Raw genomic sequence first — 19,430 nt, 5'->3', positions numbered from 1 at the left:
CGCTCCGGGGCGGTTCCCGCGACGGGACGCCGGTGATCACCGGCGTCCCGGGCGCCCGCGCGCCGCACGGGCGAGCGCGTCCGCCGCCACCTCGTACACCGGCCGTCACCCCACCGGACCTGGGACTTCGCGTCGTAGCGCACCGAACCGGGGGTGACCGTGCACTCTGGTCGCGGGGGCTCGGAGTCAGCCGGACCGAAGGAGCGCGTGATGACGCGGACGGCCAGGGAACTGCTGGAGGGCGTCACCGGGAAACTCGCCCCGGATCCCCGTGCCAACCGGCTGCTGCCGCTGATCGCCCGCGGTGCCGCCCAGCTCGACACGCTCGCCGCGCTGGCCCTGGAACAGCGCCATGTGGTCGCCTCGGACCACCGTGCGTTCGTTCATCTGGCCGAACGCTCGGCGGCCGGCACGCGGACGTCTCCGGCCGACCCGGCGAGCGCCGCCTTCTTCGAGATGCTCGCCGAGGGCGAGGCACTGGCCGGGGAACGGCTCGCCGCGTTCGCCGCCGCGGTGGGAGCCGACGGGACACGGGCCGCGGAGTACGAACCGCTCGCCGACTGCCAGGCCTATCCCGCGTACGTCGCCTGGCTCGCCCTGAACGGGGAGCCGGTGGACGTGGTCCTCGCGCTCGGGGCCGACTTCGCGGCGTGGGGCGGCTACTGCGAGACCATCACCGAGGCGCTGCGCCACCACTACGGCTTCGACGACGAGGCCTGCGGGTTCTTCGACCTCTTCGCGGCGCCCGCGCCCGAACTGGAGAACAAGGCGCTGGCCGCGGTGCAGGCCGGTCTCGGCGCCGAACGGATCTCCCTGGACGACGCCCTGCGCCACGGGCGGCTGCTCATGGCCTACGAGTCGAGGTTCTGGCACGCCCTGTGGGAACAGGACCAGCGAGTCGCCTGAGGCGGCCGGAACGGCGTCCCGTCACGGGACGCCGTCCGTTGCTCCGTCCGGTACCGCCGCCGCGGTTCAGCGGCCGCTGGGCCCGCTGCTGTGCGCGATGCAGGCCACGTCGATCCGGTCGGCCAGCTTGGCCAGTTCGATCGTGAGCGCGGCCACGGTGTCCTCGTCGAGGCCGTCCTGGCCGGCCTCCACCAGATGCAGCCACCGGCCGCCCACCGTGCGCAACAGCTTGCTGACGTCTGCGGCCGCAACCTGCAACGTGCCGCGGTCGTCGACGATCAGGGGGAGGGTCACTTCGCGGTTCACACGAGGGATCGTAGCTGCGGAACGCTCACGCTCCGTGCCATACGGTGGTGATGTTGCAGAACTCGCGGATTCCGTGCCCCGACAGTTCACGTCCGTAGCCGGACCGCTTCTCCCCGCCGAAGGGGAACGCCGGGTGCGAGGCCGTCATCCCGTTGACGAACACCCCGCCCGCCTCGGAATCACGTACGAACCGCTCCACCTCGGTCTCGTCATGGGTCCACAGGTTCGAGCTGAGCCCGAACGGGGTGTCGTTGGCGAGGGCCACCGCCTCGTCCAGGTCGGCGGCCCGGTACAGCGTGGCGACCGGCCCGAACGTCTCCTCCAGGTGGATGCGCATGCCGGGAGTGATGCCGGTGAGCACGGTCGGCGCGTAGTACCAGCCGCCGTCGAAACCGTCGGGACGTTCGCCGCCGCACAGTACCGTCGCGCCCTTCTCCACGGCGTCGTCCACCAGTTCCTCCAGGTCGGTGCGGCCCTGCTCGGTGGAGAGCGGACCGATCTCGGTGTCCTCCTCCAGGGGGTCGCCCACCTTGAGGGCCCTCATGCCCGCCGCGAACCGCTCGGCGAAGGCGTCGAACACGTCGGCGTGCACGATGAACCGCTTGGCGGCGATGCACGACTGCCCGTTGTTCTGCGCACGCGCGGTGACGGCGACCGTCGCGGCGCGCTCCACGTCCGCGGACGGCATCACGACGTACGGGTCGCTGCCGCCCAGCTCCAGCACCGTCTTCTTCACCTCGTCCCCGGCGACCGAGGCGACCGCCCGGCCGGCCGGTTCGCTGCCGGTGAGGGTGGCAGCCTTGACCCGCGGGTCGCGCAGGACGCCCTCGACCGCCCCCGACCCGATCAGCAGCGTCTGGAAGCAGCCCTCGGGGAAGCCCGCCCGGCGGAACAGGTCCTCCAGGTACAGGGCGGTCTGCGGCACGTTCGAGGCGTGCTTGAGCAGCCCCACGTTGCCCGCCATCAGCGCGGGCGCGGCGAAGCGGACCACCTGCCAGAGCGGGAAGTTCCACGGCATCACCGCGAGCACGGGGCCGATCGGCCGGTAGCGCGCGAGGACCCGGGAGGCCCCGGAGTCCGCGGCGTCGGCGGGGGCGGCCAGCTCGTCGGCGAGCAGGTCCTCGGCGTGGTCGGCGTACCAGCGCATCGCCTTGGCGCACTTGGCGGCCTCCGCCCGGGCCTGCTTGACCGGCTTGCCCATCTCGGTGGTCATCACCCGGCCGATGTCCTGCAGGTCCTCGTCCAGGAGATCGGCGGCGCGGTGCAGGAGCCGCGCCCGCTCGGCGAACGAGGTGGTGCGATACGTGCGGAACGTGGCCTCGGCCGCGGCGAGCCTGCGCTCGATCTCCTCGGCGCCGAGGGCGTCGTACGTCTTGAGCGTCTCGCCGTTCGCCGGGTTCACCGTCGCGATGGGCATGGCCGACCTCCTGAAAGCTGGCTGTTCCCCGACCCTCCCGCGCGGTGCCGCCCGGCGCAACGCGGGCGGGTCCCCGGGGCGAGCCGACGCTCCTGTCCGAACGCCGGCTCTCAGGACGAGTGCTCGGCCAGCCGGTCGAGAAACACCGTCTGGGCGGCCACCAGCAGGGTCCGGGCCCGCTCCGGGGTCATCCACTCCACCCGGTCGAGTTCGGGGAACTCCTGCCGTCGCCCCGACCTCGGCGGCCACTCCATCGTGAACGTGCCGGGGACCACGGCCGCCGGGTCGAGGTCCGCCTCGACCGCCCAGGCCGTGACCACCTTGCCGTTCGCCTGGGTGACCTCGCCGAGCGCGACCGCCTCCCCGTCGGGCGGAGCCAGCCCGAGCTCCTCCCGGAACTCGCGGCGGGCGGCGTCCCAGGCCGGCTCGTCGGGTTCGTACTCGCCCTTGGGAAGGGTCCAGGCTCCGGCGTCGCGCCGGGCGAAGTACGGTCCGCCCATATGGCCGATCAATACCTCCACACCGTGGTCGGTGTGCCGGAACAACAGCAGTCCCGCGCTCCTCCGGCCGTGCTGTCCTCCGCTCACCGTGCCGTCTCCGGGTGGGCGGCCAGCAGGGTGTCCACGGTGTCGGCCTCGGACGCCGGCTTGTCCTCGCGGTAACGCACGACCCGGGCGAAGCGGAGGGTGACCCCGGCCGGGTAGCGGGTGGACCGCTGCAGACCGTCGTACGCGATCTCGACGACGAGTTCGGGGCGTACGGTCACCACGTGGCCGTCGTCCGTGACGGCCAGCTCCCGCAACCGTTCGGTCTGCCAGGCGAGCATCGCGTCGGTCATGCCCTTGAAGGTCTTGCCGAGCATGACGAAGGAGCCGTCGCCGGCGCGTGCGCCCAGGTGCAGGTTGGAGAGCCTGCCGGTGCGCCGCCCGTGGCCCCATTCGGCCGCCAGGACCACCAGGTCCAGGGTGTGCACGGGTTTGACCTTGAGCCAGGCGGTGCCGCGCCGGCCCGCGCTGTAGGGGGCGTCAAGGGCCTTCACCACGACGCCCTCGTGCCCCCGGGCCAGGGTCTCGGCGAGGAACGTCTCGGCCCGCCCGGTGTCGTCCGGCCCCCGCACGAGCGTCCGCCGGACCCGCATCGGGCCGGGCACCAGCCGTGCCAGTTCCGCGTGCCGCTCGGTGAACGGCAGGTCCAGCAGGTCCCGCCCGCCGACGGACAGGGCGTCGAAGAAGACGGGGGAGACGGGCACGGTCCGCGCGGCCGCCTCGACGTCCACGCGCGATCCCACCCGGGCGGACGTCTCCTGGAAGGAACGCGGACGCCCCCGGTCGTCCAGCGCGATCACCTCGCCGTCCAGGACGAACCGCTCGCCCCGCAACTCCATCGCGGCGGCGGTGAGTTCGGGCAGCCGGCCGGTGATGTCGTCGAGGGTGCGGGTGTAGACGCGGACGTCCTCGCCGTCCCGGTGCAGCTGCACCCGGACGCCGTCGAGCTTCTCCTCGACCGCGCAGGCGCCGAGCTTGCCGACCGCCTCGGAGACGGAGGAGGCGGAGTGCGCCAGCATCGGCTGCACCGGACGGCCGACGGTGAGCCGGAAGCCGTCCAGGGCACTCGGACCGTCCGCCAGGAGGGCCCGGGCCACCGCCGACAGCGAACCCGCCAGCATCACCGCCCGTCGTACGTCCCCCGCGGGAGCGCCGGTCGCCTCCGCGAGCCCCTCGGCCGCGAGCGCGTCCAGCGCGCCCTGACGGACCTCGCCGGTGAGCAGCCCGAACAGGAAACGCTGTTCCTCCTCCGTGGCCGCCGCCATCAGCTCACCCACCAGACGGGCCCGCTCGGCTTGCGAACCGGTGCCGGAGACCTCGCCGAGCGCGGTGAGCCTGGCGTCCACCTCGCGCACGGTCAGGGTGGGTCCGGTGGCGGGAGCGACCGGTGCGCTCAGCACCTTCCAGCCGACGCCGACGCGGCCCTGCGGCAGCCGGCCCGCCAGATACGGGATCACGATCGGCGCGTCGTCCGCCTCGGCGTCCCGGAACAGCTCCGCGAGCAGAGCGGTCTTCCGGGACCGCGCCGAGGTGGCGGCGACCTCCTGGGACACACGGGCGAGCCGGCTCAGCAGCATGCAGCCATCGTGCAACGCCGGCGCCCGGCGCACACCCGTACGGGGTCCGGGGCGTGCCCCCGTACGACGTGTTTCAGCCTCGTCCGCGCGCGATCGCCGCGTCGAGGTCGGCGAACAGGAGTTCGCCGTTGAGCGTGGCCGCCGCCCGGTACCCGCCGCTCGCGGCGTTCACCACCTGCTCGGCGAAACCGGCGGCGTTGCCGGCCGCCCAGACGCCCGGCACGCTCGTCAGCCCGGTCGGGTCGGTCACCGGGTAACTGCCGAACGGCGTCTCCCGCAGTTCCGCGCCCAGCCCCTCCAGCAGGCCGGTCCGCGGCACCGGGCGCGGGGCCGTGAACAGCACGGAGCGCTCGTGCGTGGTCCCGTTCGCGAGCCGCACCCCGGTGAGCCGGTCCCCGGCGACCACCAGCCCGGCGACCTCGCCGGGCACCACGGCGACCCCCGCGGCGGCGAGCCGGCGCAGGTCCTCGTCGGAGAGCTCGTCCTCGGCCACCGTGTGCAGGAACAGCGTGACGTCCTTCGACCACTGGCCGACCATCAGCGCTTGGTGCACGCTCATCGGCGTCGTGGCCAGGACGCCGAAGGCCCGGTCGCGCACCTCCCAGCCGTGGCAGTACGGGCAGTGCAGCACGTCGCGCCCGAAGCGCTCGGCGACGCCGGGCACCGGCGGCATCTCGTCAGCCAGCCCCGTCGTCACGATCAGCCGGCGCGCGTGGACGGTCTCCCCGGACCCGGTCGTGACGTCGAACTCCCCGGCGCCGTCCCGGACGACGTCCGTCACCCGGCCACGGACGATCTCCACGCCGTATCCCTCGACCTCCCGCCGTCCCTCGGCGAGGAACTCGGCGGGCGGCATGCCGTCGCGGGTCAGATAGCCCTGCATGTGCGCGGCGGGCGCGTTGCGCGGCTCGCCCTCGTCGACGACGAGCGTCCGGCGCCGCGCCCGGCCGAGGACCAGGGCGGCGGAGAGCCCCGCCGCGCCGCCGCCCACGACGACCACCTCGTAGGTCCCGGCGGGTGTTCCGGCCCTCGGTCCGGTCCTTGTCTCGGTCATGGTGACCACCTCCACGGAGAAGGTCGCCCGGAACCCGCCGGATTGACAAACCTCTTTGCCGATTCTGCAATGGGGGGATGAGCGATACGGCCCGTGCGGGCGACAGTGACCAGGGCGGGCGCGGAGCGACCGGTGACGCGGCGACGGACGAGGTCCTCGCCGAGGTGGGTCCGCGGCTGCGGCGCATCAGGAAGGAGCGCGGGGCGACCCTGGCCGGGCTGTCCGAGGCGACCGGCATCTCGGTGAGCACGCTCTCGCGTCTGGAATCGGGGCTGCGCAGGCCCAGCCTGGAGCTGCTGCTGCCCATCGCCCGGGCCCATCAGGTCGCCCTGGACGAACTGGTCGGCGCCCCGCCGGTCGGGGACCCGCGGGTGCGTGCCGAGCCGATGGTGCGCCACGGCCGCACGTACTGGCCGCTGACCAGCCGGCCCGGCGGGCTCCAGGCGTACAAGGTGCTCGAACCGAAGCGGACGACGGAACCCGATCCGCGCACGCACGAGGGCTACGAATGGCTGTACGTGCTGTCCGGGCGGCTGCGGGTGGTGCTCGGCGAGCACGACGTCGTGCTGGAGGCGGGGGAGGCGGCGGAGTTCGACACCCGTGTGCCGCACTGGTTCGGGTCGACGGGGGAGGGGCCCGCGGAGTTCCTGAGCCTGTTCGGGCCGCAGGGGGAGCGGATGCACGTGCGGGCGCGGCCCAAGTCCCGCGGCGAGGAGCGGTAGGAGCGGGAGGGGCGGGAGGCGTGGCGAAGACGCGGGGCCTCTGCTGTTCCCAGTGCGGCAAGCGACCGCTTAGTATGCGGAGGAGCCCGGTCAGCCGACACAGCCCCCTGGAGGCCCCGCATGCAGGCATGGCAAGTGCACCAGAACGGCGAGCCCGCAGAGGCGATGCGCCTCCTGGAGGTGGATCGGCCGACGCCCGGTGACGGCCAGGTCCTGCTCAAGGTGCGCGCCGCGAACATCAACTTCCCCGACGCGCTGATGTGCCGGGGCCAGTACCAGGTCAGGCCGCCGCTGCCGTTCACGCCCGGCGTGGAGATCTGCGGCGAGACCGAGGACGGCCGCCGGGTGATCGCCAACCCGGCGCTGCCCCACGGCGGCTTCGCCGAGTACGCGGTCGCCGACGCCGCCGCCCTGCTGCCGGCCCCCGACGCCCTCGACGACGCCGAGGCCGCCGCCCTGCACATCGGCTACCAGACCGGCTGGTTCGGCCTGCACCGCCGGGCCCGTCTGGAGGCCGGCGAGACACTCCTCGTGCACGCGGCCGCCGGAGGCGTCGGCAGCGCGGCGGTCCAGCTCGGAAAGGCGGCGGGCGCGCGGGTCATCGGAGTCGTGGGCGGCGCCGACAAGGCCCAGGTCGCGCGCGACCTGGGCTGCGACGTCGTGATCGACCGGCGCGCCGAGGACGTGATCGGAGCCGTCAAGGAGGCGACGGGCGGACGCGGCGCGGACGTGATCTACGACCCCGTGGGCGGCGAGGCCTACACCCAGTCCACGAAGGTCGTCGCCTTCGAGGGCCGGATCGTGGTCGTCGGCTTCGCCAGCGGCTCGATCCCGAGCCCCGCGCTGAACCACGCCCTCGTCAAGAACTACGGCGTCCTGGGCCTGCACTGGGGCCTGTACAACACCAAGAACCCGAAGCTCGTGCTGCACTGCCACGAGCAGCTCACCGAACTGGCCGCGCGCGGCGCGATCAAGCCGCTGGTGAGCGAGCGGGTGCCGCTGGGCGAGGCCGCCGCCGCCGTGCAGCGGGTCGCCGACGGAGTCACCACCGGGCGGATCGCCGTGGTGCCCACACTGGAGAACGGAGCCGCCGCATGACCGACGCAGCCGAACTGCGCCGCCGCACCCAGGAGTTGCTGGCCGCGCACCCGCCCGGGGAAACGGACCGGCTGGACTTCCTGAGGGCCCGCTTCGACGCCGGCCTCGCCTGGGTGCACTACCCCGAGGGCCTCGGCGGCCTCGGCGCACCGCGCAGCCTCCAGGCCGTCGTGGACGCCGAACTGGCCGCCGCCGGCGCGCCCGACAACGACCCGCGGCGCATCGGCATCGGCCTCGGCATGGCCGCACCGACCATCCTCGGCTTCGGCACCGAGGAGCAGAAGCGGCGCTTCCTTCGGCCCCTGTGGACCGGCGAGGAGGTGTGGTGCCAGCTCTTCAGCGAGCCCGGCGCCGGATCGGACCTCGCCGCGCTCGGCACCCGGGCGGTCCGCGAGGGCGGCGAGGACGGCGACTGGGTGGTCAACGGGCAGAAGGTGTGGACCTCCAGCGCCCATCTCGCCCGCTTCGCCATCCTCATCGCCCGCACCGACCCGGACGTGCCCAAGCACCGGGGCATCACCTACTTCGTCTGCGACATGAGCGACCCGGGCGTCGACGTGCGCCCGCTGCGTCAGATCACCGGCGAGGCCGAGTTCAACGAGGTCTTCCTCACCGACGTCCGCATCCCCGACGCCCACCGCCTCGGCGAGGTCGGCGACGGCTGGCGGGTCGCGCAGACCACCCTGATGAACGAACGCGTCTCCATCGGCGGCATGCGCATCCCGCGCGAGGGCGGCATGATCGGCCCGGTCTCGAAGACCTGGCGCGAGCGGCCCGAACTGCGCACCCACGACACGCACCAGCGGCTGCTGAGGCTGTGGGTCGAGTCCGAGGTCGCCCGCCTGTCCGGCGAGCGGCTGCGCCAGCAGCTCGCCCAGGGCCAGCCGGGCCACGAGGGCGCCGGGATGAAGCTCGGCTTCGCCCGGCTCAACCAGGAGATCAGCGGCCTGGAGGTCGAACTCCTCGGCGAGGAAGGCCTGCTGTACGAGGACTGGACGATGCGCCGGCCCGAACTGGTCGACTTCACCGGCCGGGACGCCGGATACCGCTACCTGCGCTCCAAGGGCAACAGCATCGAGGGCGGGACCAGCGAGGTCCTGCTGAACATCGTCGCCGAACGCGTCCTCGGCCTGCCGTCCGAGCCGCGCACCGACAAGGACGTCGCATGGAAGGACCTCGCCCGATGAGCCAGGTGAGCACCGAGCCCGATCTGCTCTACACCGAGGAGGAAGAGGCGCTGCGCGCCGCCGTCCGCGACCTCCTCACCGACCGCTGCGCCGCGGCGGACGTCATCACCCGCACCGAGTCGGGCACTCCGCACGACGCCGACCTGTGGAAGGCCCTCACGGAGGGCATGGGCCTCGCGGGCCTCCTGGTGCCCGAGGAGCGGGGCGGCCAGGGCGCCACGCACCGCGAGGCCGCCGTGGTCCTGGAGGAACTGGGCCGCGCCGTCGCTCCCGTGCCGTACCTGACGAGCGCCGTGGTCGCGACCGAGGCACTGCTGGCCTGCGAGGGGCCGGAGGCGGACGAACTGCTCGCCGCGCTCGCCTCCGGCCGGACCGTGGGCGTCCTCGCGGTCGCCCTGAACGTCGGGCCGGGCGCCGCCCACCGGACCGTCCGGCTGGAGAACGGTTCCCTGCACGGGGAGCTGACGGGCATCGCGGACGCGGCGGCCGCCGACGTCCTGCTGGTCCCGGCCGAGGACGGCGCTCTGTACGCCGTCGACGCGGCCGCCGTCACGACCGTCCCGCAGGTCGGCCTCGACCAGACCCGGCCGCTCGCCCGGATCACCCTCGACGCCGCGCCCGGGCGCCGGCTCACCGCGGACGCGCCCGGCGCCGTACGGCGCGCGCTGCGGGCCGGGGCCGGACTGCTCGCCTCCGAGCAACTGGGGATCGCCGAAAACTCGTTGACGGAGACCGTGCGCTACCTCAAGGAGCGCAAGCAGTTCAACCGGCCGGTCGGCGGGTTCCAGGCGCTCAAGCACCGGCTGGCCCAGGTGTGGCTGGAGGTCGTGGGCGCCCGCGCCGCGGCCCGCAACGCCGCCGACGCGCTGGCCACCGGCAGCGCGGACGGCGACGTGGCCGTCGCCGTCGCCCAGGCGTACGCGGCACCCGTCGCCGTACACGCCGCGGAGGAGGCGCTCCAGCTCCACGGCGGCATCGGCATGACGTGGGAACACCCGGCGCACCTCTATCTCAAGCGCGCCAAGGCCGACTCCATCGCCTACGGCACCGCGGGCGCGCACCGCGAGGCCCTGGCCGAACTGGTCGACCTCCAGGCGCCCTGACGGCGTCCCGGAAAGGCCCGCCCCCACCCGGGGGCGGGCCTTTCCGCGCGTCCGCGAAACGGGCGGGAAGCGGACGGAACGCCGGACCACGCCCGGATCCGGTGAAGTGAACGCGTCACGTCGGTCCGGCCAACTCCCGCCGGAGCGAGGTTTCCCGGCCTCCGCCGGCCGCATACTCCCTGAGGTCCTGACGGCATCCTCCAGGGAGGCACAGCATGACCCCCACCACCCGGCGCAGAGCCCTCACCACGTTCGGCGCCGCCCTCACCGGCTCGTTCGCGCTGCCCGCGCCGCGGGCTCTCGCGGCCGGGGCGAAGCCCCGCACACGGCCCTTATGGCGGGCCCACGCGCACAACGACTACGAGCACCCGCGCCCCCTCCTCGACGCGCTAGACCACCGCTTCGGCAGCGTCGAGGCCGACATCCACCTCGTGGACGGTCAACTCCTCGTCGCCCACGACCCGGTGGACCTCGACCCCGCCCGCACCCTCGAATCCCTCTACCTCGAACCGCTGGCGGCCCGCGTCAAGGCCAACCACGGCTCGGTGTACCGGGGCCACCACCGGCCGCTCCAACTGCTCGTCGACATCAAGACCGAGGGCGCTTCGACGTACCTCGAACTCGACCGCCGTCTGCGCCGCCACCGGCACCTGTTCACGTCGTACGCGCACGGCAAGGTGCGTCCCGGACCGGTCACGGCCGTCGTCTCAGGGGACCGCGCCGCACGCGTCCCGATGGAGGCGCAGACCGAGCGGTTCGCCTTCTACGACGGCCGGCTCGCCGACCTCGGCGGTCCCGCGCCCGCCTCCCTCATCCCGCTGATCAGCGACAACTGGACGCTCAACTTCAGCTGGCGGGGCGAGGGTCCGTTCCCGGACGCCGAACGCGAGAAGCTGCGCCGCATCACGGCGACCGCGCACGCGCGCGGGCAGAGGGTCCGGTTCTGGGCCACCCCGGACCTCGCGGGCCCGACACGGGAGGCGCTCTGGCGCGAACTCGTCGCCGCCGACGTCGACCACCTCAACACCGATGACCTGGGCGGTCTCGAAGAGTTCCTGGACGCCCACGACCGACGGTAGAAGACCACCCGTTCGGGGGACACGTCATCCGCCCGGCCGAACCCTCCGCTACGCCACACTTGCGGCCGAACGCCGCGAAGCGGACGTGGCGGAGGAGGTTGACGATGGCCATTTCCATCTCGGTGGTGCTGCTGCTCCTGGTGCTGGCGGTGATCTTCCTGCGCAACGGAGGACTGAAGATCTCCCACGCCCTGGTCTGCGCCCTGCTCGGGTTCCTGCTGGCCAGTACGAGCATGGCCCCGACGATCCACAGCGGCCTCACCGCGACGGCCGACATCGTGGGCAGCCTGTCCCCGTGACCGGAGCCCCGGCCCGGCGCGGTGTCAGGAGGCCGTGAACACCCCGATGCCGTTGGGGACGGGACGCTCGGCGCCGCCGCTCGGATGGTTGAGGACGGTGACGGCGTCCGCCCCCGCCCGCCGGGCGACCATCGTGGTGGATCCACCGCCGTCCAGACCGAAGGCGTCCTCGGACCCCAGCCGCCGCATCGCCCGGGCGACCTCGGCGACGGTGAGCCCGCCACGGTACTCCGGGGCGCCGTCCAGGGCGAGGAGCTGCATCCGGCGCCCGTGGTCGGAGAAACCCACCGCGGTGCGTACGGCGGCGGTCCTGTCGTCCAGACCCGGCAGCGGCGTCCCGCCGGTCATCATCGGACAGCCTCCGACCGCGAACCGGTAGGGGATCTTGGAGGACTTCGCGACCAGCCGGTGCCGTACGCCGACCTTCTCGCCCACGGACAGCGTCCGCAGCTTCCGGGCACCCGCCTCGCGGCCGACCAGCACGGTGGTGCCCCGGGAGACGGGTCCGCCGCCGGGAGCGCCGGCGACCGACACGACCCTTCCGCGGCGGACCGCCACCTCGTAGGTGTCGGTACTGCACGGCGCGGCCCGGTCCGTGTCCGTACCGCAGGTCGCGCGGACCCGCGAGGCGCTTCCCCAGTCCGCCGTGAACGCGCCGACGGAGCCCACCGGGAGCGCGTACTGGTTGAACCCGCCGAGCGGCCAGGTGCCGCCGGGACCGCGTACGGATCCGTCGAGGACCACGTCGTCCAGCCGGGCCCGGCGGTCGGTGCCCACGCCGAACACGTCCTCGGTGGTCGTGCCGGGCGGCAGCGCCGGTCCGAACCGCTGGCCGACCGGGACCGCGGCCTTCAGACCGCGGCCGCTCGCGATCGCCGGACCCACCGCCGCGCCCGTCGCCTCGACGCCCGGATGCTGCGTCTCCGTGATGTTGAAGAAGTCGCCGTTGACCCCGGCGACCGCGCCCCGGGAGTCGGCCAGCCGCGACACGGGAGCCCGGGCAGCCACGGCACCGGGGTGGAGCAGGTCGACCCGGACACGGGGGTCGCGCAGATCGACGTCCAGCACGTGCGCGTGGGCCGTTCCCCCGGCCGACGGGATGTCCAGCTCCGTGTACGCGACGCCCGGCGCGATGCGGGTCGCGCCCTCCGCACCGTCGGCCGGTGCCGCCCCCGCCAGGGCCGCGCCGGCCAGTGCCCCGCTCGCCGTGAAGACCGTCAGTGCCGTTCTGAACCGTCTGCCCGGACGCGTCACGGTGCCCCCTGATGTCTCGTCAACTCTGGCAGGACTCAGGGGAATTGCACCAGAGGCGGGGACGCCGTCCGGTGGCTAGGCGCCGACGACGCGGGAACGGGTCAGAAAACGCACTCCTTCGGGTGCTTCGAGGGAGAAGCCGCTGCCACGGCCCGCCACGACGTCCACGATGAGACGCGTGTGGCGCCACCGTTCGTACTGGCTCTTCGAGATCCAGAAGGAGACCGGCTCGTCGACGCCCTCGATCTCCAGCTCGGCCAGCAGCACGTCGGAGCCGCCGGTGCGGAACTCACCCTCCGGGTAGCACATGGGCGCGCTGCCGTCGCAGCAGCCGCCCGACTGATGGAACATCAGCGGTCCGTGCACGGTCCGCAGTCGCCTCAGCAGTTCGGCGGCCGCGGGCGTCAGCTCCACGCGCGGGACGACGTCCATCGGCTCTCCCCTCGGTTCTCACGGCTGTCGTGGACCAGCCGACCAGAGGGGACGTTGCGAGAGGGTTGCACGCCCTGGGCGCGCGAGAGGCCGGTCCCCGGTGACGCCCGCGTCGTGCGGGTCCGTCACCGGGGACCGGCCCCGGGAACGCTCGTCCGGGCCGGCGCCTTCAGCCGAAGGCGCCGGCCCGGGTGCCGTGTGTCAGCAGATGCGCGGCAGCTGCTCGCCGAGCGGCATGTCCACCACCCGGGTGCCGCCCAGACGGGTGGCCGCGACCACCATGCCCGGGTGGTCGGGCACGCAGGTCCCGATCGCCACGGACTCCTTGCCCAGCGGGTGGGCCCGCATCGCCGCGAGCACGGCGTCGGCGTGCTCGGCCGCCACGAACGCCACCAGCTTGCCCTCGTTGGCCACGTACAGCGGGTCCAGGCCGAGGAAGGCGCAGGCGTTGGCGACGGACTCCGGGACGGGCAGGGACCGTTCGTGGATCGCGATGCCGACCCCCGCCGCCGCGGCGATCTCGTTCAGCGAGGTGGCCAGGCCGCCGCGGGTCGGGTCGCGCAGCACGTGCAGGTCGGGGCAGGCGGCCAGCATGTCCGCGACCAGACCGGCCAGCGACGCGGTGTCGCTCTGGATCTCGACGCCGAACTCGAGACCCTCCCGCACGCTCATGATCGCCACTCCGTGCACGCCGATCGGCCCGCTGACCAGCACCACGTCACCGGGGGCCGCGCGCTGCGGGCGGATGTCGACGCCGTCCGGGATCAGCCCGACCCCCGCGGTGTTGATGAAGACGCCGTCGCCGTGACCGGCGTCGACGACCTTGGTGTCACCGGTCGCGATCACCACTCCGGCCGTCCGCGCCGCCTCGCCCATCGCCTCGGCCACGCGCCCCACGACGGAGAGCTCGACGCCCTCCTCCAGGATGAACCCGCAGGAGAGGTAGGCCGGTACGGCCCCCGCCATGGCCAGGTCGTTGACCGTGCCGTTGACGGCCAGGTCCCCGATGCTGCCGCCGGGGAAGAACAGCGGCCGCACGACGAAGGAGTCGGTGGAGAAGGCGAGCCTGGCGCCTCCCAGCGGCAGACGGGCGGAGTCGCCGAGCTCGGCGAGCACGGCGTTGCCGAAGGCGGGCGCGAACAGGTGCTCCACCAGCTCGGCGGAGAGCGTGCCGCCACCGCCGTGCCCCATCACGATCCTGTCGTGGTCGCGCAGCGGCGCCGGGCAGGTCCACGAGGAGAAGTCGGCCGGCGCGTATGCCGGGTCGGTCAACGGATCAGCCAACGGAACTCGCCTCCTTGTCCGGGGTCTCCAGCCGCCGGTAGAGGTAGTAGGCCGCGCACGCGCCCTCGCTGGAGACCATGGTCGCGCCCAGCGGATTGCGCGGGGTGCACTCCTTGCCGAACGCGGCGCACTCGTGCGGCTTGATGAGGCCCTGGAGCACCTCGCCGCTGCGGCAGACGGTCGACTCCTCGGTCTCGATGCCCGTCACCGAGAAGCGGTGCTCGGCGTCGAACTCGCGGTACTTCGGCGACAGCCGCCAGCCGCTCAGCGGGATCATGCCGATTCCGCGCCAGGCCCGGTCGGTCACCTCGAAGACGTCGGAGAGCATGGCGCGCGCCGCGGGGCTTCCCTCGGGCTGCACCGCCCGGGGATAGGCGTTCTCCACGGTGTGCTGCCCCGCCTCCAGCTGGATCACCGCGCGGCGGATGCCCTCCAGGATGTCGAGCGGCTCGAAGCCCGTCACGATGATCGGCACCCGGTGCCGCTCGGCGAGTTCGGGGTACTCGGCCGTGCCCATCACCGTGCACACGTGCCCGGCGGCGAGGAAGGCCTGCACCCGGCAGTCCGGCGAGTTCATGATCGCGTCGATGGCCGGGGGCACCCGGACGTGCGAGACCAGCAGGCTGAAGTTGGGGATGCCCAGCTTCCTGGCCTGGTACACGGTCATCGCGTTGGGCGGCGCCGTGGTCTCGAAGCCGATGCCGAAGAACACGACCTGCCGGTCGGGGTTGTCCTGCGCGATCCTCAGCGCGTCCAGCGGCGAGTACACGACCCGGACGTCCGCGCCCTCGCTCTTGACCTTGAACAGGTCGCGTCCGCTGCCGGGCACGCGCAGCATGTCGCCGAACGAACAGAAGATCACATCGGGCCGGGAGGCGATCTCCAGCGCCTTGTCGATGATCTCCAGCGGGGTCACGCACACCGGGCAGCCCGGCCCGTGGATCAACTGGATCTCCTCGGGCAGGAGCTGGTCGATGCCGTGGCGGATGATCGAGTGCGTCTGACCGCCGCAGACCTCCATGAGCGACCAGGGCCGGGTGGTGACCGCCCTGATGTCGTCGAAGAGCCGCTTGGCGAGGACCGGATCGCTGAACTCGTCCAGGTACTTCATGACCGCGCCTCCTTCTCGGTGCCTTCCAGGGGCGGACGTCCGGTTCCGGCGGGGCGTTCGGCGCCGGCGTCCCGGGCCGCCCTGCCCCACGCGTCGCCGAACTCCTCCTCCAGCACCCCGAGGTTCTCGAAGAGTTCCAGGGTCTGTCTGGCCGACTCCTCGTCCAGCCGCTGCAACGCGAATCCCACGTGGACGATGGCGTAGTCGCCGACCCTCATGTCCGGCACGTACTCCAGACACACGTCCTTGACGACACCGCCGAAGTCCACCTTGGCCATCCGCGTCGCGTCACGTTCCTCGATCTCCAGCACTCGGCCGGGTACGGCCAGACACATGCCTCGCTCCTGCCTCGCTCGTGAGCTCCGCCGCGCTAGTCCAGCGACCGGGCGGCGACGATCAGCTGGCCGAGGGCCAGACCGCCGTCGTTGGGGGGAACCCTGCGGTGCCTCAGCACGGTGAAACCGTCCCGTTCCAGGAGGGTGCCGCAGGCCTCGGTGAGCAGGGCGTTGCAGAACACGCCGCCGCTGAGGGCGACCGTGCCGATGCCGGTCCTTCTCCGCGCCACGGTGCACACCTCCAGGACCAGACCGGTCACCGCCCGATGGAACCGACGGGCCACCGGACCGGCCCCGACGCCGGCTCCGACGTCCGCGACGGCGGCGGCCAGGACCGGTGCCGGGTCGGCGACCAGCGGCGCCCCGGGGTCCTGACGGACCGCTCTCAGCATGAACCGGTACGCGTCGTTCCGCTCGTCGTCGGCGAGCGGCCCCGCCAGATCGCCGAGCGCCGCGTTCTCCAGCTCCATGGCGGCCTGAGCCTCGTACTCCACCCGGTGGCAGACGCCCGCGAGCGAGGACACCGCGTCGAAGAGGCGGCCCATGCTGGACGTGGGAACGCAGTTGAACCCCCGTTCGAGCTGTCTTTCGAGCAGCCGCCGCTCCTCGGGCGTGGCCGCCGCCGCGCACGGCAGCCCGTCCGGCCAGGGCAGTCCCGCCGCCCGCAGGTGCGACAGCGCCATCCGGTAGGGGTTGCGCACGGCGGCGTCGCCGCCCGGCAGCGGGACATAGCCCAGATGGGCGAACCGCCGGTACCCGTCGTAGTCGGCGATCAGCACCTCACCGCCCCACACGGCCCCGTCGTCGCCGTAGCCGGTCCCGTCGAAGGCGACCCCGATCACCGGCTCCGAGCCGTCGAGACCGTGCTCGGCCATCGTCGAGGCGACATGGGCGTGGTGGTGCTGCACCTGGCGCAGCGTCAGTCCGCGGGCCCCGGCGGCGCGCCGGGCCCACCGGGTGGAGCGGTAGCCGGGGTGCCGGTCGGCGACGAGCAGCCGCGGCTCGACCGCGGTGAGGTCCGTCAGATGGCCGGTGGCCCGCTCGAAGGCGTCCAGGGTGGCCAGGTCGTCCATGTCCCCGACGTGCGCGGACAGCCACGCGTAGCGGCCGTCACCGGCGCAGAAGGTGTTCTTCAGGTCCCCGCCCACCGCCAGCGCCGGGACCACCGGCACCGGCAGGGCGACCGGGAAGGGGGCGTAACCGCGCGAGCGCCGCACCGGCAGCTCGGCGCCCGCGCACACCCGGACCACCGAGTCGTCGCAGGGCACGTGGACGGTCCGGTCGTGCGCGAGCCAGGCGTCGGCGAGCCCGGCCAGCCGGGTCAGCGCCTCGGCGTCGTCGGTGACGATGGGCTCGCCCGAGCGGTTCCCGCTGGTCATGACGAGGACGGCCGGCCCCGGCGGATCGCCGGGCAGACCGAGCAGCAGCCGGTGCACCGGCGTGTACGGGAGCATGAAGCCGAGGTCGGGGCTGCCCGGCGCGACGCCCGCCGCGATCTCGTCGCCCGCCCCCGCCCGCCGCCGCAGCAGGACCACCGGCTTGCGCGGCCCGAGGAGCAACTCCCGCTCCTCGGGCCCGACACGGGCCAGCCGCCGGACGGTCTCCAGCGAGCCGGCGAGCACCGCGAAGGGCTTGCCGCCGCGGTTCTTGCGCTTGCGCAGGGTACGCACGGCCGCGGGATCCCCCGCGTCGCACGCCAGGTGGTAGCCGCCGACCCCCTTGACCGCGACCACCGCTCCTTCGGCCAGCAGCCGACGGGCCTCGGCGAGCGCCTCCCCGTCCCGCAGCTCGCCCGGGTCGTCCGCCCCCGTGCGCAGCGTGAGCCGGGGACCGCAGGCGGGACAGGAGATCGGCTGGGCGTGGAAGCGCCGGTCGGCCGGGTCCGCGTACTCCCGGGCGCAGTCCGCGCACATCGGGAAGCCCGCCATGGTGGTGCCGGCCCGGTCGTACGGCAGCGCGGTCACGATGGTGAACCGCGGGCCGCAGTGCGTGCAGGTGATGAAGGGGTGCCGGTACCGCCGGTCGGCGGGGTCCGCGAGCTCGCCGAGACAGGCGTCGCAGGTGGCGGTGTCCGGGGAGACCAGGGTGCGGCCCGGTCCGCCGGAGGAGGGGCGGATGGCGAACACCGAGCCGTCGTTCTCCGGCGGCACGGCCCGGTGCCCGACCGACTCGACGACCGCGAGCGGCGGCGGCCGTGTCCCGATCCGCGCGCAGAACTCCGCCACCTGGGCCGCCGGGCCCTCCACCTCCGCCTCGACGCCCCGCGCGTTGTTGGTGACCCAGCCGCTCAGCCCCAGTTCCTCCGCGAGGGTGTACACGAAGGGCCGGAACCCCACCCCCTGGACCACGCCCGTGACGGTGACGTGCCGGCGCTCGCGCCCCGGGGCCGGCTTCACCGCGCCTGTCCGTCCACGGGGGCGTGCCCGCCGGCGTGCTCGTGCCCGTGTTCGTGGCCGTGTCCCTGGCCGTTCCCGTGACTGTGCAGGTACCGCTCGTGCTGCCGCGCCAGCACCGGTACGTGCGCCTCCTGGCCGGCCGCGCGGCGCAGGACGTGCGCCAGCAGGGCGTCGACCCCCTGGCCGGTGCGGGCCGAGGTCTCCAGGACCGGCACCCCGGGATTGACCTGCCGGACGCCCCGCAGGAACGCCTCCCGGTCGAAGCCGACGGCGTCCGCGATGTCGGTCTTGGTGATCACGACCAGATGGGCGAGCCCGAAGGCGGTCGGGTACTTGACCGGCTTGTCCTCGCCCTCGGTCACCGACGCGAGCGCGATCCGCAGGGTCTCCCCGAGGTCGTAGGAGGCGGGACAGACCAGATTGCCGACGTTCTCGACGAACAGCAGGCGGGTGCCCTCGGGCAGCCAGCCCTCGAGACGCCGCTGGAGCATGCCCGCCTCCAGGTGGCACAGCCCGTCGGTGAGGATCTGCCGCACCGGCGCCCCGGACCGGGCCAGCCGGGTCGCGTCGTTCTCGGTCGCCAGGTCGGCGGTGACGGCGGCGGCCGGGACGCCGTCCGCGACGGCGCGCGCGAGCAGCAGTTCGAGCAGGGCCGTCTTGCCGCTGCCCGGACTCGACAGCAGGTTCACCGCCACCGCGCCGCGGTCACCCAGATAGCCCCGCAGGGCCAGCGCGTTCTCGTCGTTCCTGGCGAGCACGGCCTGATGCAGGTCAACGGTGCGGCACATGGCCCGCCTCCTCGTCGCGTACCGGCGGCCCGGACGGCGTGGGCCGGAGCCCGCCGTCCGCGCCCTCTCCGCCCCGCGGTCCTTCGCCCCCGCCGTCCGAAGTCCCTTCCGCGTCCGGGGGGCCGGCGGCCAGCGTCACCCGGACGATCTCCAGTTCCCGGCCGCGGAGCAGGGTCAGCGGTGTCCCGCACCCGGCGCACCACAGCACCGGAGGCATCCCGGTCGGCGCCTCACGGCCGCAGCACTCGCAGCGGCCCCGGCCATCGACAGTCTCGATCAGCAGGCGTGCCCCCGCCAGCGCGGTGCCCTCCGTCGCGAGCCCGAACGAGAAGTCCAGCGCCTCGGGCACCACCCCCGCCAGCTCGCCGACCCGCAGGGTCAGCGACTCGACCGCGCGGCCCCGTTCCCGCACGGCCTCCTCGGCCTGTTCGACGACCGCGACGGCGATCGACAGCTCATGCACGGCCCTCACCTCCCCTCGACCGGCCGCCGTGCGGCGCGGCGGCGCCCGGACGTGCGGCCCGCGCACGGCTGGTT

Annotated in this window: 20 protein-coding genes; 7 read left to right on the top strand and 13 right to left on the bottom strand. The window is 73.6% G+C overall.

The features are described 5' to 3' along the window. Window positions 1-210: 210 nt before the first annotated feature. The gene (locus ACFW6B_RS10240) at window positions 211-906 is read left to right on the top strand and encodes a transcriptional regulator (protein WP_386594052.1); all 696 of its coding nucleotides are present in this window, start codon (window positions 211-213) and stop codon (window positions 904-906) included. Between the two features lie 66 nt (window positions 907-972). Here the strand turns inward: ACFW6B_RS10240 and ACFW6B_RS10235 are convergent, their stop codons facing one another. The 5 genes from ACFW6B_RS10235 to ACFW6B_RS10215 form a co-directional block, all read right to left on the bottom strand. Continuing rightward, window positions 973-1,212, bottom strand: coding sequence for a DUF6213 family protein (locus tag ACFW6B_RS10235; RefSeq protein WP_151470505.1), 240 nt, complete (start codon window positions 1,210-1,212; stop codon window positions 973-975). A gap of 25 nt (window positions 1,213-1,237) precedes the next feature. After that, window positions 1,238-2,629: an NADP-dependent succinic semialdehyde dehydrogenase gene (locus tag ACFW6B_RS10230; RefSeq protein WP_386594049.1), complete on the bottom strand. Its 1,392-nt coding sequence runs from the start codon at window positions 2,627-2,629 to the stop codon at window positions 1,238-1,240. A gap of 110 nt (window positions 2,630-2,739) precedes the next feature. Then, window positions 2,740-3,216, bottom strand: coding sequence for an NUDIX domain-containing protein (locus tag ACFW6B_RS10225; RefSeq protein ID WP_386594047.1), 477 nt, complete (start codon window positions 3,214-3,216; stop codon window positions 2,740-2,742). Then, window positions 3,213-4,751, bottom strand: a complete 1,539-nt coding sequence (locus ACFW6B_RS10220) for an ATP-dependent DNA ligase (protein WP_386594045.1) — start codon at window positions 4,749-4,751, stop codon at window positions 3,213-3,215. The genes ACFW6B_RS10225 and ACFW6B_RS10220 overlap by 4 nt, the downstream gene beginning before the upstream one ends. A 73-nt stretch (window positions 4,752-4,824) precedes the next feature. Then, window positions 4,825-5,805 (bottom strand): NAD(P)/FAD-dependent oxidoreductase, encoded by a 981-nt coding sequence (locus ACFW6B_RS10215; protein ID WP_386594043.1) that lies wholly within the window; start codon window positions 5,803-5,805, stop codon window positions 4,825-4,827. Between the two features lie 77 nt (window positions 5,806-5,882). On the opposite strand from ACFW6B_RS10215, the gene ACFW6B_RS10210 reads away from it, so the two are divergent. The 6 genes from ACFW6B_RS10210 (at window position 5,883) to ACFW6B_RS10185 (ending at window position 11,293) form a co-directional block, all read left to right on the top strand. Then, the gene (locus ACFW6B_RS10210) at window positions 5,883-6,527 is read left to right on the top strand and encodes a helix-turn-helix domain-containing protein (RefSeq protein ID WP_386594041.1); all 645 of its coding nucleotides are present in this window, start codon (window positions 5,883-5,885) and stop codon (window positions 6,525-6,527) included. Between the two features lie 120 nt (window positions 6,528-6,647). Continuing rightward, a complete protein-coding gene (locus tag ACFW6B_RS10205) occupies window positions 6,648-7,625 on the top strand; it encodes an NADPH:quinone oxidoreductase family protein (RefSeq protein ID WP_386594039.1) in 978 nt (325 codons plus the stop codon). Further along, window positions 7,622-8,812, top strand: a complete 1,191-nt coding sequence (locus ACFW6B_RS10200; protein ID WP_386594037.1) for an acyl-CoA dehydrogenase family protein — start codon at window positions 7,622-7,624, stop codon at window positions 8,810-8,812. The genes ACFW6B_RS10205 and ACFW6B_RS10200 overlap by 4 nt, the downstream gene beginning before the upstream one ends. Then, entirely contained in the window at window positions 8,791-9,915 is a 1,125-nt protein-coding gene (locus ACFW6B_RS10195) for an acyl-CoA dehydrogenase family protein (RefSeq protein WP_386594035.1), read from the top strand. The genes ACFW6B_RS10200 and ACFW6B_RS10195 overlap by 22 nt, the downstream gene beginning before the upstream one ends. 215 nt (window positions 9,916-10,130) lie before the next feature. Further along, window positions 10,131-10,994, top strand: a complete 864-nt coding sequence (locus ACFW6B_RS10190) for a phosphatidylinositol-specific phospholipase C/glycerophosphodiester phosphodiesterase family protein (RefSeq protein ID WP_386594033.1) — start codon at window positions 10,131-10,133, stop codon at window positions 10,992-10,994. A gap of 104 nt (window positions 10,995-11,098) precedes the next feature. Next, entirely contained in the window at window positions 11,099-11,293 is a 195-nt protein-coding gene (locus ACFW6B_RS10185; protein WP_386594031.1) for a hypothetical protein, read from the top strand. Window positions 11,294-11,317: 24 nt separating this feature from the next. On the opposite strand, the gene ACFW6B_RS10180 is transcribed toward ACFW6B_RS10185, so the two are convergent. The 8 genes from ACFW6B_RS10180 to ACFW6B_RS10145 all read right to left on the bottom strand — a co-directional run bounded on the left by ACFW6B_RS10180 (window position 11,318) and on the right by ACFW6B_RS10145 (window position 19,356). After that, on the bottom strand, window positions 11,318-12,547 hold the full coding sequence (locus tag ACFW6B_RS10180) for a phosphodiester glycosidase family protein (protein ID WP_386594029.1): 1,230 nt from the start codon (window positions 12,545-12,547) through the stop codon (window positions 11,318-11,320). 75 nt (window positions 12,548-12,622) lie between these two features. Further along, window positions 12,623-12,979 (bottom strand): DUF779 domain-containing protein, encoded by a 357-nt coding sequence (locus tag ACFW6B_RS10175; RefSeq protein ID WP_386594027.1) that lies wholly within the window; start codon window positions 12,977-12,979, stop codon window positions 12,623-12,625. Between the two features lie 201 nt (window positions 12,980-13,180). Next, the gene (gene hypE, locus ACFW6B_RS10170; protein WP_386594337.1) at window positions 13,181-14,170 is read right to left on the bottom strand and encodes a hydrogenase expression/formation protein HypE; all 990 of its coding nucleotides are present in this window, start codon (window positions 14,168-14,170) and stop codon (window positions 13,181-13,183) included. 85 nt (window positions 14,171-14,255) lie between these two features. After that, on the bottom strand, window positions 14,256-15,374 hold the full coding sequence (hypD, locus tag ACFW6B_RS10165; protein WP_386594025.1) for a hydrogenase formation protein HypD: 1,119 nt from the start codon (window positions 15,372-15,374) through the stop codon (window positions 14,256-14,258). Continuing rightward, a complete protein-coding gene (locus ACFW6B_RS10160; RefSeq protein ID WP_386594023.1) occupies window positions 15,371-15,709 on the bottom strand; it encodes a HypC/HybG/HupF family hydrogenase formation chaperone in 339 nt (112 codons plus the stop codon). Before ACFW6B_RS10160 ends, hypD begins: the two co-directional genes overlap by 4 nt. 35 nt (window positions 15,710-15,744) lie before the next feature. After that, window positions 15,745-18,105, bottom strand: a complete 2,361-nt coding sequence (gene hypF, locus ACFW6B_RS10155) for a carbamoyltransferase HypF (protein WP_386594022.1) — start codon at window positions 18,103-18,105, stop codon at window positions 15,745-15,747. After that, a complete protein-coding gene (hypB, locus tag ACFW6B_RS10150) occupies window positions 18,102-18,893 on the bottom strand; it encodes a hydrogenase nickel incorporation protein HypB (RefSeq protein ID WP_386594020.1) in 792 nt (263 codons plus the stop codon). The genes hypF and hypB overlap by 4 nt, the downstream gene beginning before the upstream one ends. Beyond that, window positions 18,877-19,356 (bottom strand): hydrogenase maturation nickel metallochaperone HypA, encoded by a 480-nt coding sequence (locus tag ACFW6B_RS10145; RefSeq protein WP_386594018.1) that lies wholly within the window; start codon window positions 19,354-19,356, stop codon window positions 18,877-18,879. The genes hypB and ACFW6B_RS10145 overlap by 17 nt, the downstream gene beginning before the upstream one ends. Window positions 19,357-19,430: the final 74 nt, after the last annotated feature.

Origin of the sequence: Streptomyces sp. NPDC058751 (assembly GCF_042746485.1) — a bacterium.
GTDB lineage: Bacteria > Actinomycetota > Actinomycetes > Streptomycetales > Streptomycetaceae > Streptomyces.
This window is presented reverse-complemented; position numbering and strand designations above follow the sequence as displayed.

What these genes read in the sequence shown, in the direction of transcription:
- hypE (WP_386594337.1), bottom strand. Translation starts at nt 14,170, where the DNA reads ATGGGGCACGGCGGTGGCGGCACGCTCTCCGCCGAGCTGGTGGAGCAC.
- ACFW6B_RS10230 (WP_386594049.1), bottom strand. Translation starts at nt 2,629, where the DNA reads ATGCCCATCGCGACGGTGAACCCGGCGAACGGCGAGACGCTCAAGACG.
- ACFW6B_RS10215 (WP_386594043.1), bottom strand. Translation starts at nt 5,805, where the DNA reads ATGACCGAGACAAGGACCGGACCGAGGGCCGGAACACCCGCCGGGACC.
- hypD (WP_386594025.1), bottom strand. Translation starts at nt 15,374, where the DNA reads ATGAAGTACCTGGACGAGTTCAGCGATCCGGTCCTCGCCAAGCGGCTC.
- ACFW6B_RS10240 (WP_386594052.1), top strand. Translation starts at nt 211, where the DNA reads ATGACGCGGACGGCCAGGGAACTGCTGGAGGGCGTCACCGGGAAACTC.
- ACFW6B_RS10205 (WP_386594039.1), top strand. Translation starts at nt 6,648, where the DNA reads ATGCAGGCATGGCAAGTGCACCAGAACGGCGAGCCCGCAGAGGCGATG.
- ACFW6B_RS10175 (WP_386594027.1), bottom strand. Translation starts at nt 12,979, where the DNA reads ATGGACGTCGTCCCGCGCGTGGAGCTGACGCCCGCGGCCGCCGAACTG.
- ACFW6B_RS10160 (WP_386594023.1), bottom strand. Translation starts at nt 15,709, where the DNA reads ATGTGTCTGGCCGTACCCGGCCGAGTGCTGGAGATCGAGGAACGTGAC.
- ACFW6B_RS10190 (WP_386594033.1), top strand. Translation starts at nt 10,131, where the DNA reads ATGACCCCCACCACCCGGCGCAGAGCCCTCACCACGTTCGGCGCCGCC.
- ACFW6B_RS10185 (WP_386594031.1), top strand. Translation starts at nt 11,099, where the DNA reads ATGGCCATTTCCATCTCGGTGGTGCTGCTGCTCCTGGTGCTGGCGGTG.
- ACFW6B_RS10195 (WP_386594035.1), top strand. Translation starts at nt 8,791, where the DNA reads ATGGAAGGACCTCGCCCGATGAGCCAGGTGAGCACCGAGCCCGATCTG.
- hypB (WP_386594020.1), bottom strand. Translation starts at nt 18,893, where the DNA reads ATGTGCCGCACCGTTGACCTGCATCAGGCCGTGCTCGCCAGGAACGAC.
- ACFW6B_RS10200 (WP_386594037.1), top strand. Translation starts at nt 7,622, where the DNA reads ATGACCGACGCAGCCGAACTGCGCCGCCGCACCCAGGAGTTGCTGGCC.
- ACFW6B_RS10210 (WP_386594041.1), top strand. Translation starts at nt 5,883, where the DNA reads ATGAGCGATACGGCCCGTGCGGGCGACAGTGACCAGGGCGGGCGCGGA.
- ACFW6B_RS10220 (WP_386594045.1), bottom strand. Translation starts at nt 4,751, where the DNA reads ATGCTGCTGAGCCGGCTCGCCCGTGTGTCCCAGGAGGTCGCCGCCACC.